Source organism: Roseateles sp., assembly GCF_019237615.1.
Classification (GTDB): domain Bacteria; phylum Pseudomonadota; class Gammaproteobacteria; order Burkholderiales; family Burkholderiaceae_C; genus Pelomonas.
Window position 1 is genome coordinate 19,263 of record NZ_JAFAGT010000051.1, and the last position, 17,377, is coordinate 36,639.

The 17,377-nt window shown below is 69.4% G+C and carries 17 protein-coding genes and 1 pseudogene; 14 read left to right on the plus strand and 4 right to left on the minus strand.

Features of this window, described 5'->3' with window-relative positions:
* Positions 1–325: 325 nt before the first annotated feature.
* Positions 326–1,060: an IclR family transcriptional regulator gene (locus tag JOY88_RS09300; RefSeq protein WP_293501983.1), complete on the minus strand. Its 735-nt coding sequence runs from the start codon at positions 1,058–1,060 to the stop codon at positions 326–328.
* Between the two features lie 71 nt (positions 1,061–1,131).
* On the opposite strand from JOY88_RS09300, the gene JOY88_RS09305 reads away from it, so the two are divergent.
* The 5 genes from JOY88_RS09305 (at position 1,132) to fahA (ending at position 6,640) form a co-directional block, all read left to right on the plus strand.
* Positions 1,132–2,100, plus strand: coding sequence for an MBL fold metallo-hydrolase (locus JOY88_RS09305; protein WP_293501984.1), 969 nt, complete (start codon positions 1,132–1,134; stop codon positions 2,098–2,100).
* 224 nt (positions 2,101–2,324) lie between these two features.
* Positions 2,325–3,902, plus strand: a complete 1,578-nt coding sequence (locus JOY88_RS09310; protein ID WP_293501985.1) for an FAD-dependent oxidoreductase — start codon at positions 2,325–2,327, stop codon at positions 3,900–3,902.
* Entirely contained in the window at positions 3,899–4,123 is a 225-nt protein-coding gene (locus JOY88_RS09315; protein WP_293501986.1) for a DUF2783 domain-containing protein, read from the plus strand. Before JOY88_RS09310 ends, JOY88_RS09315 begins: the two co-directional genes overlap by 4 nt.
* Positions 4,116–5,399 carry a homogentisate 1,2-dioxygenase gene (gene hmgA, locus JOY88_RS09320; RefSeq protein WP_293501987.1) on the plus strand — a complete coding sequence of 428 codons (1,284 nt, stop codon included), beginning with the start codon at positions 4,116–4,118 and terminating at the stop codon, positions 5,397–5,399. Before JOY88_RS09315 ends, hmgA begins: the two co-directional genes overlap by 8 nt.
* Positions 5,396–6,640 (plus strand): fumarylacetoacetase, encoded by a 1,245-nt coding sequence (gene fahA, locus JOY88_RS09325; protein WP_293501988.1) that lies wholly within the window; start codon positions 5,396–5,398, stop codon positions 6,638–6,640. Before hmgA ends, fahA begins: the two co-directional genes overlap by 4 nt.
* A 22-nt stretch (positions 6,641–6,662) precedes the next feature.
* On the opposite strand, the gene egtD is transcribed toward fahA, so the two are convergent.
* From egtD to JOY88_RS09340, 3 genes are all read right to left on the minus strand, one after another.
* Positions 6,663–7,637: an L-histidine N(alpha)-methyltransferase gene (gene egtD, locus JOY88_RS09330; RefSeq protein ID WP_293501989.1), complete on the minus strand. Its 975-nt coding sequence runs from the start codon at positions 7,635–7,637 to the stop codon at positions 6,663–6,665.
* Complete coding sequence (gene egtB, locus JOY88_RS09335) at positions 7,634–8,776, minus strand: ergothioneine biosynthesis protein EgtB (protein ID WP_293501990.1); 1,143 nt, start codon at positions 8,774–8,776, stop codon at positions 7,634–7,636. Before egtB ends, egtD begins: the two co-directional genes overlap by 4 nt.
* Positions 8,777–8,902: 126 nt before the next feature.
* Positions 8,903–9,289: a VanZ family protein gene (locus tag JOY88_RS09340; protein WP_293501991.1), complete on the minus strand. Its 387-nt coding sequence runs from the start codon at positions 9,287–9,289 to the stop codon at positions 8,903–8,905.
* A 150-nt stretch (positions 9,290–9,439) separates the two neighbouring features.
* Here JOY88_RS09340 and JOY88_RS09345 point away from each other — a divergent pair, with 150 nt between their 5' ends.
* The 9 genes and pseudogenes from JOY88_RS09345 to JOY88_RS09385 form a co-directional block, all read left to right on the plus strand.
* On the plus strand, positions 9,440–9,817 hold the full coding sequence (locus JOY88_RS09345) for a hypothetical protein (protein ID WP_293501992.1): 378 nt from the start codon (positions 9,440–9,442) through the stop codon (positions 9,815–9,817).
* Positions 9,818–9,932: 115 nt separating this feature from the next.
* Positions 9,933–12,026, plus strand: coding sequence for a 3-hydroxyacyl-CoA dehydrogenase NAD-binding domain-containing protein (locus tag JOY88_RS09350; RefSeq protein WP_293501993.1), 2,094 nt, complete (start codon positions 9,933–9,935; stop codon positions 12,024–12,026).
* A gap of 13 nt (positions 12,027–12,039) precedes the next feature.
* Positions 12,040–13,215, plus strand: coding sequence for an acetyl-CoA C-acyltransferase (locus JOY88_RS09355; RefSeq protein ID WP_293501994.1), 1,176 nt, complete (start codon positions 12,040–12,042; stop codon positions 13,213–13,215).
* Positions 13,212–13,631, plus strand: a complete 420-nt coding sequence (locus JOY88_RS09360) for a PaaI family thioesterase (RefSeq protein ID WP_293501995.1) — start codon at positions 13,212–13,214, stop codon at positions 13,629–13,631. The genes JOY88_RS09355 and JOY88_RS09360 overlap by 4 nt, the downstream gene beginning before the upstream one ends.
* Before the next feature lie 2 nt (positions 13,632–13,633).
* Positions 13,634–14,059 (plus strand): PaaI family thioesterase, encoded by a 426-nt coding sequence (locus tag JOY88_RS09365; protein ID WP_293501996.1) that lies wholly within the window; start codon positions 13,634–13,636, stop codon positions 14,057–14,059.
* Positions 14,059–15,855: an acyl-CoA dehydrogenase gene (locus JOY88_RS09370; RefSeq protein ID WP_293501997.1), complete on the plus strand. Its 1,797-nt coding sequence runs from the start codon at positions 14,059–14,061 to the stop codon at positions 15,853–15,855. Before JOY88_RS09365 ends, JOY88_RS09370 begins: the two co-directional genes overlap by 1 nt.
* A 9-nt stretch (positions 15,856–15,864) precedes the next feature.
* Entirely contained in the window at positions 15,865–16,656 is a 792-nt protein-coding gene (locus JOY88_RS09375; RefSeq protein ID WP_293501998.1) for an SDR family oxidoreductase, read from the plus strand.
* 5 nt (positions 16,657–16,661) lie between these two features.
* Entirely contained in the window at positions 16,662–17,099 is a 438-nt protein-coding gene (locus tag JOY88_RS09380; protein WP_293501999.1) for a PaaI family thioesterase, read from the plus strand.
* Positions 17,100–17,158: 59 nt separating this feature from the next.
* Positions 17,159–17,377 (plus strand): annotated as a pseudogene (locus JOY88_RS09385) (IS5/IS1182 family transposase); the annotation flags it as partial.

The following is a 17,377-nucleotide window of genomic DNA, read 5'->3' on the forward strand; positions in this document are numbered from 1 at the left end:
CGGGAGTCGGGGGTCTTGCTATCAAACCCAAGTTATTGATATCGCTGGGTTTTGCTGAAACCCCGAGGCGTACGGGGTGTGGCTTGGATGCTGCAGTTTGTTGCTCAGCAACCAATCTTCACAGTTCTACACCACATGGAATCATTATGGATTGCGCAGAAATTAATGACTTTCAAAAATCACATCTGATACTTTTCTACGCATTCGATCAAATGTGACATTGGGATTCGCCGGCTTTTGAACCAATGTTCCAGCTTGCAAAAATAGTTTGCGCGGGTTTCCGCAAAACATGCTGTCGCCAGACTGTCGGGCGACTGGCCCGGAACTAGCGCCCCAGGCGGCGCGACAGCAGGGCCGCCGCATCCCGCAGCGGAACGACCAGCTCGCCCTCGAGGGCAGTGTCGAAGCTGGCGCTTGGCCCGATGGCGGTCAAGGCCATCACCAGCCGGCCCGACGCCTCGAAGACCGGAGCCGCCGCGGCGCTGACGCCGGCGACGACGCCGTCCCGCGAGGTGGCCAAGCCGTCCCGGCGCACCGCGGCGATCGTGTCGGCATCGGGCAGGGGCTCGCCCAGTGCGGCAGCCTCCTCGGCGCGCCAGGTCGCGAACAAGCGCCCCGACGCCGTGCCCGCCAGGCTCATCACCGTGCCATGGCGCATGCTGACGTGCACGGGCGTCGGCCCCTCAGCCACGCGCACGATGGTGGGGCCGCGCGTGCCCCACACGGCGATGGCCACCGTATGGCCCAGTTGCAGGGCCAGGTCCTCGATGACCGGCGTGGCCAGGCGCACCGGGTCGTACTGCTGCAGGCTGATGAGGCCCAGCTGCAGCGCCAGCGGGCCGAGGCCGTAGAGGCCCGACCGCCCGCTGCCGCCATCCTGCTCGACCAGGCCCAGCTTGATGAAGCTCACCAGGTAGGGGTGGGCCTTGGCCGGCGTCATGCCCGCCTCGCGGGCCAGATCCTTCAGCGGCATGGGGCGGCCGTGGTGGGCCAGCGCCAGCAGCAGCTGGCCGCCCACCTCGATGCTCTGGATGCCGCGCGGACCCTTGGTGTCGTCCATGTTTGAAATTCTATATTGGTGAATTCATTTGGAATAGGCTAAATTTGGCGCCTGCCCCTGGAGACCCGCCCATGACCGCCAAAGCCTTTGCCTCTCAAGCCGACCTGGAAGAAAAGAAGGTCAGCTTCGAGCGCCTGTCCGAACATGCCTGGGCCTACACGGCCGAGGGAGACCCCAACACCGGCATCGTCATCGGCCGCGAGGCGGCCATGGTGGTCGACACCCAGGCCACGCCCGTCATGGCGGCCGACGTGATCCGCCGCATCCGCTCCGTGTCCGACGTGCCGATCAAGTACGTGCTGCTCAGCCACTACCACGCGGTGCGCGTGCTGGGCGCGTCGGCGTTCAAGGCCGAGGGCCTGGAGCAGGTCATCGCCAGCGACGCGACGCTGGCCCTGATCCGGGAGCGCGGCGAGCAGGACAAGGCCAGCGAGATCGGCCGCTTCCCGCGGCTGTTCCGCAACGTCGAGTCCGTGCCGGCGGGCCTCACCTGGCCCACGCTGACGTTCTCCGGCCGGCTGACGCTGGACCTGGGCGGTGTCAAGGTCGAGATGTTCTCGCCCGGCCGCGGCCACACGGCCGGCGACACGGTGGCCTGGCTGCCCGAAGAGAGGGTGCTGTTCAGCGGCGACCTCGTCGAGTTCGATGCGACGCCCTACTGCGGCGATGCCCATTTCGCCGACTGGCCGGCCACGTTGGACGCCATCACCAAGCTGAATGCAGCTGCCCTGGTGCCCGGCCGCGGCCCTGCGCTGAAGGGCGCGGAGCAGGTCGCCGCGGGCCTGGGCGGCACGCGTGCCTTCGTCAGCGAGCTGTACGCGGCCGTGCAGTCTGGCGTGAAGGCCGGCGAGGAGTTGAAGGCCGTCTACCAGCGCACCGTCGAGGCGCTGAGGCCCAAGTACGGCCACTGGGTCATCTTCGACCACTGCATGCCCTTCGACGTCACGCGTGCCTACGACGAGGCCGGCGGCACCAGCCATCCGCGCATCTGGACGGCGGAGCGCGACGTCGAGATGTGGAAGGCTCTCGAAGGCGCGTGAGATGCAGCCCCTCGTTCAAGGCACGCCCTGGCCGGCCTTAAAGGCCGCGCGACAGGCAAGCCCGCTGCTCTTCGGCAGGCACGCCGAGCCCACAGGACTCCCCATGCCCGGTCTCGGTCCCCGAGGGGACGGCAATGCTTGCGGCATGGCGCCGCAAGCACATCACGTGTGCGGACCGGCGCGGGGGCGCCCCCGCGCCCGGCCTGCAAAACGGAAGCGCTGACATGGATCTGCCTCGCTATCCCTATCACCAGAGCCTGGAGCAACGCTCGGGCCAGCCGCAGCGCCGGCCCGTCGTGATCGTCGGCGCCGGTCCGGTGGGGTTGACGCTGGCGTTGGACCTCGCCAAGCGTGACGTGCCGGTCGTTGTCATCGACGACAGCGACCGCATCGGCGAGGGATCGCGAGCCGTCTGCTGGGCCAAGAAGACGCTGGAGGTGTTCGATCGGCTGGGCGTCGGCGAGGGCGTCGCGCGCGAGGGCGTGCGCTGGCAGCGCGGCCGCGTCTTCCATGGCGAGCGCGAGGCCTACGCCTTCGACCTGCTGCCCGAGAGCCATCACAAGATGCCGGCCATGGTCAACCTGCAGCAGGACCAGGTCGAGGCGCGCCTCGTGCGAGCCGTGCAACTGGACCCGCGCATCGAGCTGCGCGGCCGGCACGAGCTGATCGGGCTGGAGCAGGATGAGGCGGGCGTCACGCTGAACGTGCGGACGCCCGACGGCCTGTTCGACATGCGGGCCGACTGGGTGGTTGCCTGCGACGGCGCGCGCAGCCCCACGCGCACCTTGCTGGGGCTGGGCTTCCAGGGCCAGGTCTTCGAGGACCGCTTCCTGATCGCCGACGTGCGCCTGGGCGCGGGCGAGCGGCCGCGCGGGCTGGACCCGACACGGCCCGAGCGCTGGTTCTGGTTCGATCCACCCTTCCACCCGGGCCAGTCCGTGCTGCTGCATGCGCAGGCCGACGGCCTGTGGCGCATCGACTTCCAGCTGGGCCGCGAGGCCAACGTCGAGGTCGAGCGCGACTCGGGCCGCATCAGGGCGCGCGTCGCCGCGATGCTGGACACCCATCGGTTCGAGCTGGTCTGGTCGTCCATCTACCAGTTCTGCTGCCGCCGCGCCGAGCGCTTCCGCGTCGGCCGCGTTCTTCTGGCGGGGGATGCGGCCCACCAGGTCTCGCCGTTCGGCGCGCGCGGCGCCAACAGCGGCGTGCAGGACGCCGACAACCTCGGCTGGAAGCTGGCCGCCATGCTGAGGGGCGAGGCGGGCGAGGCGCTGCTGGACAGCTACGAAGCCGAGCGCATCACGGCCGCCGTGGACAACATCGGCCACTCCACGCGCGCCACCGACTTCATCAGTCCCAAGAGCGCGCTGAGCCGGCGATTGCGCCGGGCGGCGCTGGACCTGGCGGCGCACGCGGAGTTCGCGAAGCCGCTGGTCAACAGCGGGCGGCTGTCCATGCCGACCGACTGCCCCGACTCGCCGCTGAACACGCCCGACATCGAGGCCTGGCCCGGCGGCCCCGCGCCGGGCTGCCACGCGCCCGATGCGCCGCTGGACGGCGGCTGGCTCGGCGAGCAGCTGCGGCATGGCGGCTTCACGCTGCTGGCCTTCGGCGCCGCGGCGGATTTCAACGGCCGCCTGCTCACGCTGCCCCTCGACGGCCTTGCCGCGCAGCGCTATGCAGCCGAGCCGGGCAGCGTCTACCTGATACGCCCCGACGCCGTCGTGGCCGCGCGCTGGCGGCACTTCGATGCCGCAGCCCTGCGCGCCGCGCTGGCCCGCGCCCATGGGAGAGCCTTGTGAGCCCCTTGAACCTGACTCCAAACTTCGGCCGCGAGGCGGATGCCTTCTACGCCGAGCTGATCGCCGCCCAGGCCGGCCTGAGCGATGAGCAGGCCGCCGACTGGCTGGCCCGGCTGACCCTGATCCTGTGCAACCACATCGGCGACCGCGAGGTGCTGAGACAGGCCTTCGCGCTCGCGCGCGATTCGAGCGATGTCCTCGTCAGCGAACACCATGACTGAACTGACCTACCTCACCGGCTTTGGCAACCAGCACAGCAGCGAGGCCGTGCCCGGCGCGCTGCCCATAGGCCGCAACAGCCCGCAGCGCGCGCCGCTGGGCCTCTATGCCGAACTGCTGTCCGGCAGCGCCTTCACCGCGCCGCGCGCCGACAACCAGCGCACGTGGCTGTACCGTCGCCGGCCCTCCGTGGTGGTCGGCGGCTACGCGCCGCTGGCGCATGCGCTGTGGAAGAGCGGCGCGGCGGCCGGCGAGAGCGCGCCGCCCGACCCGCTGCGCTGGGGCCCGACGCCGCCGGCAGGCGAGGGCGACTTCGTCGACGGCCTGCGAAGCTATGCGGTCAACGGCGAGGCGGGCCTCCATGGCATGGGCGCACTGGCCTACGTCGCGACGCGGGCCATGGGGCGTCGCGCCCTCGTCAATGCCGATGCCGAGATGCTGCTGGTGCCGCAGCAGGGCCGGCTGCTGGTGACGACCGAGCTGGGCCGGCTGGAGGTGGCGCCCGGCTCCATCGCGCTGCTGCCGCGCGGCATGGCTTTCAAGGTCGATCCGTTGGACGGCACGGCGCGCGGCTACGTCTGCGAGAACTTCGGCGCGGCCTTCCGGCTGCCGGAGCTGGGGCCCATAGGCTCCAACGGCCTGGCCAATGCGCGCGACTTCGAGGCGCCGGTGGCCTGGCATGAACAGGAGCAGGGGGACTACGAGATCGTCAAGCGCCATGGCGGCCAGCTCTGGCGCGCGACGCAGCTGCACAGCCCCTTCAATGTCGTCGCCTGGCATGGCAACCTCACGCCCTACCGCTACGACACGGCGCGCTTCATGACGATCAACACCGTCAGCTTCGACCACCCCGACCCCAGCATCTTCACGGTGCTGACCAGCCCCAGCGACACGCCTGGCTGGGCCAACGTGGACTTCGTCATCTTCCCGCCGCGCTGGATGGTGGCGGAGGACACGTTCAGGCCGCCCTGGTACCACCGCAACGTGATGAGCGAGTTCATGGGCCTGGTGCTGGGCCAGTACGACGCCAAGCCCGAGGGTTTCAAGCCCGGCGGCGCCAGCCTGCACAACAGCTATGTGCCGCATGGCCCCGACACCGAGGCCTTCGACAAGGCCAGCCATGCCGACTTGAAGCCGCACAAGCTGGAGGCCACGCTGGCCTTCATGTTCGAAACGCGCTGGCCGCTCAGGCCCACGGCCTGGGCGCTGAAGGATGCGCCGTTGGAGACCAGCTACGCCGACTGCTGGCAAGGCCTGAAGGAAGAATTCAAAGCATGAGCATCGATCACACCCATGACGCCGCGGCCCTCTCCTGGGTCGCCTCGGCCAATGACCCGGCCACCGACTTCCCGCTGCAGAACCTGCCGTTCTGCAGCTTCCGCCGCGCCGGCTCGCTGGAGCCCTGGCGCGTGGGCGTGGGCATAGGCGACCAGATCCTGGACCTGAGCGCCTGGGGCATCACCGAGCTGAACGGGCTGATGGCTCGCCCCAGCAGCGAGCGCCGCGCGCTGCGCCACCGCCTGTTCGACACGCTGAAGGCCGGCGCGCCCGAGGTCGAGCTGCTGCCGCAGGCGGCGGCCGAGTACACGCTGCCCTGCCGCATCGGCGACTACACCGACTTCTACACCGGCATCCACCATGCCCGTGCCGTGGGCAGGCTGTTCCGCCCCGACAACCCGTTGCTGCCCAACTACCAATGGGTGCCCATCGGCTACCACGGCCGCAGCTCGTCCATCGTCGTCAGCGGCACGCCGCTGCGCCGGCCCAAGGGCCAGGTCAAGCCACCTGACGCCGACGCGCCCGTGTTCAAGCCCAGCGCGCGCATCGACTGCGAGCTGGAGATGGGCCTGTTCGTCGGCCCCGGCAATGCGCTGGGCGAGCCGTTCTCCATCGACGAGGCCGACGAGCATGCCTTCGGCCTGACGCTGCTGAACGACTGGTCGGCCCGCGATATCCAGCCCTGGGAGTACCAGCCGCTGGGGCCCTTCCTGGCCAAGAACTTCGGCACGACGATCTCGCCGTGGATCGTCACGATGGAGGCGCTGGAACCCTTTCGCATCCCGTTCACGCGGCCCGAGGGCGATCCCCAGCCGCTGCCCTATCTCGACTCGCCGGCCCACCGCTCCCGCGCGAGTTACGACATCGAGCTGGAGGTCTGGGTCAGGACGCCGGCGATGGCCGAGCCGACGCGCATCTCGCGCTCCAACCTGCGCCACGCCTACTGGTCGCTGGCCCAGATGCTGACCCACCATGCCAGCAACGGCTGCAACCTGCAGCCCGGTGACCTGCTGGGCACCGGCACCATCAGCGGCCCGTCGCCCGAGGAGGCGGGGTCGCTGCTGGAGCTGACACAGGGTGGCAAGCAGCCCCTCACGCTGCCCACCGCCGATGGCAAGGGCGAGCAGCGCAGCTTCCTGCTGGACGGCGACCAGTTGGGCCTGCGCGCGTTTGCGCAGAAGCCGGGATTCCGGCGCATCGGATTCGGGCCCTGCGACGGCGTCATCCTGCCGGCCCGCTGAGCCGGCCGGGTGAAGCGGCGCCTCACCCGCGCTGCAGCGCCTCCAGCCACAGCAGGGCAAACCAGCCGTTCGCGTCCGTCCATGCCTTGCCCGGCCTGAATCCCGCCCGTGCGGCGAGTGCCTGAAAGCCCTCGAGCGTGTACTTGTGCGAATGCTCGGTGTGCAGCGTCTCGCCCTCGTGGAAGGCGTAGGCGGTGCCACCCAGCCGCAGCTCCAGCGGCCGCCTCGCGCGCAGGTGCATCTCGATGCGCCGGTAGGCCGGGTTGTAGAAGGCCAGGTGCTCGAAACCGTCCACCGGGAACTGCGCGCCCAGCTCCTTGCGCGCGCGCTCCAGCACATTGAGGTTGAAGGCCGCGGTCACGCCGGCCGCGTCGTTGTAGGCCGCGTGCAGCACCTCGTGGTCCTTCACGAGGTCGATGCCGATCAGCAGTCCTCCGCCCTGGAGCTCGCTGGCCGCCAGGCGCAGGAAGGCGTCGGCCTCGGCGGGCGTGAAGTTGCCGATGCTGGAGCCCGGGAAGAAACCCACGCGGCGGCTGCCGTCGGGACAGGGCGGCAGCGCGTGCGGGCGCGTGAAGTCGGCCACCAGGGGCTGGATGGCGAGTCCGGGGTAGTCAGCGGCCAGGCCATCGCAGGCGGCCAGCAGATGCGGGCCGGAGATGTCCACTGGCACGAACTGCACGCTGTCGCGCGGGATGGCGTCCAGCAGCAGGCGCACCTTGCGCAGCGCGCCGGCACCGTATTCCACCAGTTGCACCTGCCCGCCCATCTGCGCGGCCATGTCGGCTGCATGCCCGCGTAGCAGCGCGAGTTCGGTGCGCGTCGGGTAGTACTCGGGCAAATCACAGATCTGCTCGAACAGGCGCGAGCCGGTCTCGTCGTAGAAATACTTGGGCGAGATGGCCTTGGGTGCCCGGGCCAGGGCCTCGTGCAGGTCGGCCGCGAACTGTTCGCAGTCGGCGTCGGCCCGGGGCTGCTGCCATTCGATACCTGGTTTCATCGTGCGAGCCTCAATCCGCTGAACTGCCAGCGCGCGGCTGGCGGGAAGAAATTGCGGTAGGTCGGCCGCGCGTGGCCAGGCGGCGTCGCGAGGCTGCCGCCGCGCAACACCTGCTGGCCGACCATGAACTTGCCGTTGTATTCACCGACTGCGCCCGCCGCGGGCCGGAAGCCAGGGTAGGGCGAATAGCTCGAACGTGTCCACTGCCAGGCCTGCGTCGCGGCCTGCGCGAAGCCGGGCATGCCGCATGCCGCCTCCCACTCGTACTCGGTGGGCAGGCGGGCACCGGCCCATTCGGCGAAGGCACAGGCCTCGTAGAAGCTGAGCTGCATGACGGGTGCGTCCGCGTCCATGGGCTGCGCACCCTGCAGGCCGAAGACACGGCCATCCTCCAGCCAGTAGGCCGGCCGCTGCCAGCCCTGTGCCTGCACGGTGGCCCAGCCGTCGGACAGCCACAGCAGCGGCTCGCGATAGCCGCCGCTGGCGATGAAGTCGGCGTACTCGCCGCAGGTGACGAGGCGATTGCCGATCTCGAAGGGCGTCAGCAGCGCCTGATGTCTTGGCCCCTCGTTGTCGAAGGCGAAACCATGGCCGTCGTGGCCGAGGTCGACGATGCCGCCCGGGTGTGCCAGCCAGGCCCGCTCCGGCGCCGCGGTCGGGGGCTGCGCAGTAGCTTCATAGGCCGGCAGCAACGGATTGCAGGAGAACGCATGCAGGATGTCGGTCAGCAGCAGCTCCTGGTGCTGCTGCTCATGGTGGCAGCCCAGCTCGACCCGCGCGCGGGCTTCGGCGGGGGCCTGGGGCAGCAGGTCGGCCAGGGCCGCGTTCACATGGGCGCGGTAAGCCTTGACCTCGGCGAGCGAGGGCCGGCTCAGCAGGCCGCGCTGCGGGCGTGCATGGCGGGGACCCAGGCTCTCGTAATAGGAGTTGAAGAGACGGGGCCAGCGCTCGTCGAAGACCTGATAGCCGTCCAGATACGGCGTCAGCACCAGGGTCTCGAAGAACCAGCTCGTGTGGGCCAGATGCCATTTGGCCGGGCTGGCGTCGGGCATGGACTGCAACTGGGCGTCTTCGTCGGACAAGGGCGCAGCCAGGGCCAGCGTGTGGGCACGGGTGGTGCGGAGCAGCTCGTTCAGCATGGACAGCGACCGTATCGCAAACTGCTGCCAACGGTATGTCAGTGAAGGGCGGCTGGCTGTAGGACGGCACCCCCTGGGTGCGTGGTGGCGCTCGCGGCGGGCGGCCGTGCCTCGCCGCGCGGCCCGTCAGCGCTGGCGCGCCGCGCCGGCCGCGACGGGCCAGGCCGCCAGCAGGCCCAGCGCGATGCCGCAGCCGTCGGCCAGCAGGTCCCACCAGTCGCCGGTGCGCGGTGGCAGGAAACTCTGCGCGATCTCGATGGCGCCGCCGTAGGCCAGCAGCGTCGCGGCGAGCCAGCCCCATTGGCGCGGCCGCGGCCACACGGCCCAGACGCTGGCAAATGCCAGCGATGCGAAGGCGAGGGCATGGTTGGACTTGTCCCAGCCGGTACTGACGGCCCGGGGTGGGTTGGGCACGAGGGCCAGCCAGGTGATGGCGACAAGGAGGACGGCGAGCAGCACGCGCCACAGGCGGCGCTGCCCGGGGGCGGTGGCGAAGCGGATCAGGCGGGACATGGCGGGCCGCATTGTGGCTGCCCGGGGAGCTGCGGGTTGATGATGTCTCGTGGGAAACCCTGCTCGTTGGCGCCTGCCGCTGCATGCACAGGCCGGGGGCGGTCGATACAGTAGCCCGCAGGCGCCGGCATGGGCGCCGGGGAGCACAAGATGACGGGCAGCCAGATCATGCAAATGGGGGGCGCCTTCCTGCTGGGCGCGGTGCTGGCGGCGGGCGCCGTGTACGCGTGGTGCTCGCATCGTCTGCGGCTGGAGCGCCAGCGCGTGCTGCATGTCGAGCATTCGCGCCAGCAGGTGCTGGAGCAGGTCACGCATGCGCGCCGGCAGATCGAGCAGCTGCAGCGCGAATCCCATGAGCTGCGTCTCGCGATCCGGCCCGCGCCGCGCCATGCGCCCGTGCCGGCGCCGGCGCAGGACGCCGCCGAGGCGGCGCGGCAGTATGCCGAGTCTCTGCTGAAGCCCCCGCCAGCGACGGACAAGCCGCAGGCCTTCAAGGACACGGTGGTGCTGCGACGCGGCCCGGGCTGAGGCGTTGTCACTGCCGGGACAAACCGGCGCGAGCCGCGCTGCCTAGAATCGAACGGTCGTTCTATTTCCGGGCCGGCCGCGGGAGACGCGGGGTCCGCCAACCGAGGTCGTGCCCATGACAGCCCATTACGAAGTCCGCGGCAGCGTCGCCGTGATCACCCTCGACAACCCGCCGGTCAACGGCCTGGGTTTCGCCACCCGTACCGCCGTGGCGGCCGGCGTGGAGCGCGCCGAGGCCGATGCGGCCGTCAAGGCCATCGTCATCACCGGGGCCGGCAAGGCCTTCTCCGGTGGCGCGGACATCAAGGAGTTCGGCTCGCCCAAGGCGCTGGCCGAGCCCAACCTGTTGAGCCTGATCGCGTTGGTGGAGGCCTGCAACAAGCCCATCGTCGCGGCCATCCACAGCGTCTGCATGGGTGGCGGCCTGGAGCTGGCCCTGGGCTGCCATTACCGCATTGCGCAGAGCGGCACCAAGGTGGCGCTGCCCGAAGTGAAGCTGGGCCTGCTGCCCGGCGCCGGCGGCACCCAGCGGCTGCCGCGCGCGCTGGGCGTGGAGCCGGCGCTGAACATGATCGTCAGTGGCGAACCCGTGGAGGCGCAGATGCTGGCCATGGTCCCGGGCCAGAAGCTGTTCGACAAGATCGTCGATGCCGACGTGGTCGACGCGGCCGTCAAGTTCGCCGAAGAGGTGTCGGAGAAGCGCCCGCTGCCCAAGGTGCGCGAGCTCAAGGCCCGCCACCCCAATGCCGACGCCTACTTCCAGTTCGCCCGCAACATGGTGGGCGGCATGAGCAAGAACTTCCCGGCGCCGCTGCGCTGCCTCGAGGCGGTGGCCGGCGCGGTCAAGCTGAAGTTCGACGATGGCATGCGCGCGGAGCGAGAGGGCTTTGCCGCGCTGATGCTGACGCCTGAATCCAAGGCGCTGCGCCACCTGTTCTTCGCCGAGCGCGTCGCCAGCAAGATCGCCGACGTGCCCGAGGACACGCCGCTGCGCGCCATCGCCAAGGTGGGCGTCATCGGCGCCGGCACCATGGGTGGCGGCATCACGATGAACTTCCTGAACGCGGGCCTCCCGGTCACGATGCTGGAGACCAAGCAGGAAGCGCTTGACCGCGGCGTGGCGACGATCAGGAAAAACTACGAGGCCCAGGTCAAGAAGGGCAAGCTGAAGGAAGACAAGTACGCGCAGCGCATGGCGCTGCTGACCACGACGCTGAACTACGCCGACCTGGCCGACGCCGACCTCATCATCGAGGCGGTCTTCGAGGAGATCGCCGTCAAGGAGTCGGTGTTCAAGCAGCTGGATGAAGTCGCCAAGCCCGGCGCCATCCTGGCGTCCAATACGTCGACGCTGGACGTCGACAAGATTGCTTCGTTCACGAAGCGCCCGCAGGACGTGGTGGGCATGCATTTCTTCAGCCCGGCCAACGTGATGAAGCTGCTGGAGGTCGTGCGCGGCAAGGCCACGGCCAAGGACGTGCTGGCCACGGTCATGGCGCTGGCCAAGAAGATCAGGAAGACGGCTGTCGTGTCCGGCGTCTGCGACGGCTTCATCGGCAACCGCATGATCGAGCAGTACAGCCGCCAGGCCGGCTTCCTGCTCGACGAGGGCTGCAGCCCCAGCCAGGTTGACAAGGCGGCCGAGAAGTTCGGTTTCGCGATGGGGCCGTTCCGCATGGGCGACCTGGCCGGCAACGACATCGGCTGGGCCATCCGCAAGCGCCGCCATGTCGAGAAGCCCGGCATGAAGTACTCGGCCAGCGCCGACCGCCTGTGCGAGCTGGGCCGCTTCGGCCAGAAGACGGGGGCGGGCTGGTACGACTACCAGCCCGGCAAGCGCGACGCGATCCCGTCGCCGGTCGTCGAGGAGATGCTGGCCAAGCACCGCGAGGCCATCGCCGCGAAGACGCGCGACATCAGCGACGAGGAGATCGTGCACCGCCTGGTGTTCGCCCTGGTCAACGAGGCGGCGCACCTGCTGGAGGAGGGCATCGCCCAGCGCGCGTCGGACGTGGACATGGTCTACCTCACTGGCTACGGCTTCCCGATCTGGCGCGGCGGCCCGATGTGCTACGCCGACACCGTGGGCCTCTTCAACGTCGTGCAGGCGATGAAGCGCTTTGCCAAGAACCCGATGGACGACGGCGCGTTCTGGACGCCGGCGCCGCTGCTTGCGCGCCTGGTGGCCGAAGGCAAGAGCTTCACCTGATCAAGGACAAGACATGAGCAATGCACTGATCGTCTCCACCGCCCGCACCCCGCTGACCAAGAGCTGGAAGGGCGCGTTCAACATGACCCATGGCGCGACGCTGGGCGGCCATGCCGTCAAGGCGGCCGTCGAGCGCGCCGGCATCGAGGCCGGCGCCATCGAAGACGTGCTGATGGGCTGCGCCAACCCCGAGGGCGCCACCGGCGCCAACATCGCGCGCCAGATCGCGCTGAAAGCCGGCCTGCCGGTCACGGTCTCCGGCGTCACCGTCAACCGCTTCTGCTCCAGTGGCCTGCAGACCATCGCGATGGCGGCCCAGCGCATCATCGCGGGCGAAGGCGAGGTCTACATCGCAGGCGGCGTGGAGAGCATCTCCTGCGTGCAGCAGGAGATGAACAAGCACATGCTGACGGATCCGGCGCTGCTGAAGCTCAAGCCCGAGATCTACTGGACCATGCTGCAGACCGCCGAGAACGTGGCCAAGCGTTACAACATCTCGCGCGAGCGCATGGACCACTATGGCGCCGGCAGCCAGCAGAAGGCCTGCGCGGCCCAGGCCGCCGGCAAGTTCGCCGACGAGATGATCCCGGTGACGACGACCATGGGCGTGGCCGACAAGGTCATGGGCCTGATGAGCAAGGAGGTCACCGTCAGCGCCGACGAGGGCCTGCGCGAGGGCACCACCTTCGAGAGCATCAAGGACCTGCGCACGGCGTTGCCGGGCGGCGTCATCAGCGCTGGCAATGCCAGCCAGTTCAGCGATGGCGCGGGCGCCTGCGCGCTGGTCAGCGAGCAGTACGCGTCCACGCACAACCTGAAGCCGCTGGGCCGTTTCCTCGGCTTCGCCGTCGCCGGCTGCGAGCCCGACGAGATGGGCATAGGACCCGTGTTCGCCGTGCCCAAGGTGCTGAAGAAGCTGGGCCTGACGGTCGCCGACATCGACCTGTGGGAGCTGAACGAGGCCTTCGCGGTGCAGGTGCTGTACTGCGCCGACACGCTGGGCATCCCCATGGACCGCCTCAACGTCAACGGCGGCGCCATCGCCGTGGGCCACCCCTATGGCGTGTCGGGCCAGCGCCTGACGGGCCACGCCCTCATCGAAGGCAAGCGCCGCGGCGCCAAGAAGGTGTGCGTGACCATGTGCATCGGCGGCGGCATGGGCGCGGCGGGCGTGTTCGAGGTCCTGTGACCCCTGAGGCCTTCGTCAAGCGCGGCGCGGAGATCCTCGCCGCGCAGCCCTTCAGCCGCCTGCTCGGCGTGGAGATCGGCGCCGTGGCACCGGGCCGCGTCGAGTTGCGGCTGGCGATGAAGCCGGAGCTGCTCCAGCAGCATGGCTTCGCGCATGGCGGCGTGCTCAGCTACCTGGCCGACAACGCGCTGACCTTTGCGGGCGGCACGGCGCTGGCGTCCGATGCGCTGACCAGCGAGTACAAGATCAATTATTTGCGCCCCGCCGTCGGCGAGCTGTTGATCGCGCGCGCCGAGGCGGTGAACGCGGGGCGCACCCAGGCCGTCTGCCGCTGCGACGTGTTCGCGGTCAGGGACGGCGTCGAGAAGCTCTGCGCCGTGGCCCAGGGCACCATCGTCAAGCTGACCCAGGACTGAAAATGCAGGTCGACCTCGACACGCTGCGCGGCTTCTTCCGCTCGGCGCCCTTCATGGCCGACCTGGGCGTGGAGCCCACGGCCGTCGAACCCGGTCGCGTGCGGACCGGGCTGGCCGTGCAGCCGCGCCACCGCCAGCACACCGGCGTCGTGCATGCCGGCGTCATTGCGGCACTGGCCGACCACACCATGGGCGCGGCGGCCCAGACCCTGGCCGCCGACGGCCACTGGGTGCTGACGGCCGAGTTCAAGACCAGCCTGCTGCGCGGCGCCGGCGGCGAGCGGCTGGAATGCGAGGCCTGGGTCGTCAAGCCCGGCCGGCAAGTCTCCTTCACCGAGGCCGAGGTGTACGCGGTGGCCGGCGGCGAGCGCCGGCTCGTGGCCAAGGCCAGCGGCACGATGGCCGTGACCAAGGCGGAACAGCCGTGATGCGTGCAACCCTGGAATTCCTGCTCTACGACTGGCTCCGCGCCGAAGACCTGACGGCACGCGAGCGCTTTGCCGACCATTCGCGCGAGACCTTCACTGCCGTGCTGGACACCTGCGAGCGCATCGCCCGCGAGAAGTTCGCGCCCAGCTACCGGCTGATGGACACCGAGGAGCCACGCTTCGACGGCGAGCGCGTGCACCTGCCAGCGGCCACGCTGGAGGCGGTGGACGCGCTGGTCGAGTCCGGCATGCTGGCTGCGACACACGACTACGGCGTGGGCGGGATGCAGCTGCCCTGCCTTGTCGAGACGGCGGCCAACACCTTCGTCAGCATGACCAACGTCCATGTCGGCTCCTATGCGGTGCTGACGACCTGCAACGCCAACCTGTTGATGGAGCATGGCAGCGAGCGCCAGCGCGAGGTGTTCGCCAAGGCGCTGCTGGCCGGCGAGTGGTTCGGCACCATGTGCCTCTCCGAGCCGCAGGCGGGTTCGTCGCTGTCCGACGTGACGACGCGCGCCGAACTGGAAGACGAGAGTGATCCTCTCGGTGCCCGCTACCGCCTGCGCGGCAACAAGATGTGGATCTCGGGCGGCGAGCACGAGCTGCGCGGGAACATCGTCCACCTGGTGCTGGCCAAGATTCCCGGCCCGGACGGCAAGCTGATTCCCGGCACCAGGGGCATCTCCCTCTTCATCGTGCCCAAGCGCATGGTGGGTGCGGATGGCCAGCTCACCGGCGAGCGCAACGACATCGCGCTGGCCGGCCTCAACCACAAGCTGGGCCACCGCGGCACCACCAACTGCCTGCTGAACTTCGGCGAGGGCCGCTTCCAGCCGGGTGGCAAGGCCGGTGCCGTGGGCTATCTCGTCGGCAGGCCCGGCGAGGGCCTGCGCTGCATGTTCTTCATGATGAACGAGATGCGCATCGGCGTCGGCCTGGGCGCGACCATGCTGGGCTACGCGGGCTACGAGGCCAGCCTGGAGTACGCCAGGCAGCGCCCGCAAGGCCGGCCCATGACGGCGGCAGGCAAGGATGCTGCCAGCCCGCAGCGGCCCATCATCGAGCATGCCGACGTGCGCCGCATGCTGCTGGCGCAGAAGAGCTACGTCGAAGGCGCGCTGGCCTTCGAGCTCTACTGCGCGCGCCTCGTCGACGAGCTGCACACCGGCGAGGACAGGGCCGAGGCCCAGGCGTTGCTGGACGTGCTCATTCCCATCGCCAAGAGCTGGCCCAGCGAATGGTGTCTCGAGGCCAACTCGCTGGCCATCCAGGTGCTGGGTGGCTATGGCTACACGCGCGACTTCCCCGTCGAGCAGCATTGGCGCGACAACCGCCTGAACATGATCCACGAGGGCACGCACGGCATCCAGGCGCTGGACCTGCTGGGCCGCAAGGTCGTGCAGCAGGGCGGGGCATCGCTCGCGGCGCTGGCCAACCGCGTGCAGGCCACCATAGCCCGTGCGATGCAGACCGACTGGGCGCCGCTGGCCAACCAGCTCGCCGCGGCCCTCGCCCAGGTGGGGGGTGCCACCAAGAAGGCCTGGAGCAGCGGCGAGCCCGAGGAGGCGCTGGCGAACGCGACACCCTATATGCAGGCCTTCGGCCACACCGTGCTGGCCTGGATCTGGCTGGACGTGGTGCTCGCGGTTGAGGGTGACAGCGACTTCGCTCACGGCAAGCGTGCCGCGGCGCGCTATTTCTTCGCCTACGAGTTGCCCAAGATCGGCGCCTGGCTCGACGTCGTCGCCCGGCGCGAGCCACTGTGCCGCGAGATGAAAGCCGAGTATTTCTAAGGAGACCACATGAGCACCAAAGTCCAAGACCTCTTCGACCTGAGCGGCCACGTGGCCCTGGTTACCGGCGGCTCGCGCGGCCTGGGGCTGCAGATCGCCGAGGCGCTGGGAGATGCCGGCGCCAAGATCATGCTGACCTCGCGCAAGGCGGGCGACCTGGAGGAAGCCGCGGCCCTGCTGCAGGCCCGCGGCATAGACGCGCGCTGGATCGCCGCCGACGCCGCCAAGGCGGACGAGGCCCAGCGCGTCGTCAACGAAACGATGGAGCGCCTCGGCCAGATCGACATCCTCGTCAACAACGCCGGCGCCACCTGGGGCGCCCCGGCCGAGGAGCATCCCATCGAGGCCTGGGACAAGGTCATGGACCTGAACATCCGCAGCCTGTTCGTCTTCGCGCAGGCGGTGGCCAAGGCCAGCATGATCCCGCGCCGCTCGGGCCGCATCATCAACGTGGCGTCCATCGCCGGCCTGGCCGGCAACACCGGTGCCATGAAGACCATCGCCTACAACACCAGCAAGGGCGCGGCCGTGAACTTCACGCGCGCGCTGGCCGGCGAGTGGGGCCGCTACGGCATCACCGTCAACGCGCTGGCGCCGGGCTTCTTCCCCAGCAGGATGACGCAAGGCCTGCTCAGCACGGTGGGCGCCGACAAGATGGCCGCGCATGCGCCGCTGAACAGGCTGGGCGACGATGAAGACCTGAAGGGTGCGGCGCTGCTGTTCGCGTCGCGCGCCGGCAAGCACATCACAGGCCAGATCCTGGCGGTGGACGGCGGCGTCAGCGCCGTTCATGGAAACTGAGGTCCATGGAGTTTCCTGTCCACATCCCTTTCGTTGAACAACTCGGTCTCACGCTGCATGCCATTGGTGACGGCGAGGCCGAGTTGCGGCTCAGCATCGTCGAGCAGCACCTGAACTCCTGGCGCGTCGCGCACGGCGGCGTCGTCATGACACTGCTGGACGTCGCCATGGCCCATGCGGCGCGCAGCGTGCACCGGCATCTGCCGGACCTGGGCCCGGGTGTCGTCACCGTGGAGATGAAGACCAGCTTCATGCGCCCCGGCGAGGGCGAGCTGCGGGCCACTGCGAAGCTGCTGCACCGCTCGACGACCATGGCGTTTTGCGAGGGCTCGGTGTTCGGCGCGGACGGCAAGCTCTGCGCCCACGCCACCGGCACCTTCAAGTACCTGCGCGCGCTGCCGGCCGGCCGACAGCTCAAGCCCTTGGGCGGTGAGGGTGACTGAGAGCCTGAGAGTTTTTCTCCACCGCCCTTTGCTGGCACGAAACTGGCATGTGCTGAGGCATGAGTGATGCCAGGCACCAAGGTGATGCGTCGGCCGGTCTGTTCGAGGACCTGGCGACGGTGGACGAACAACAGCTCAGGGCGGCGGCGCAGGCCCGGGCCGTGGCTCGGCGCGAAGGCGCGGCGCGGCTGCTGCAACCCAATCGCAAGCAGATCGAGCTGCGGGCCTCGGACCTGGAGTCGCTGCTGGGCGAGGAGCACCGGGCCCGGCTGGTCTGG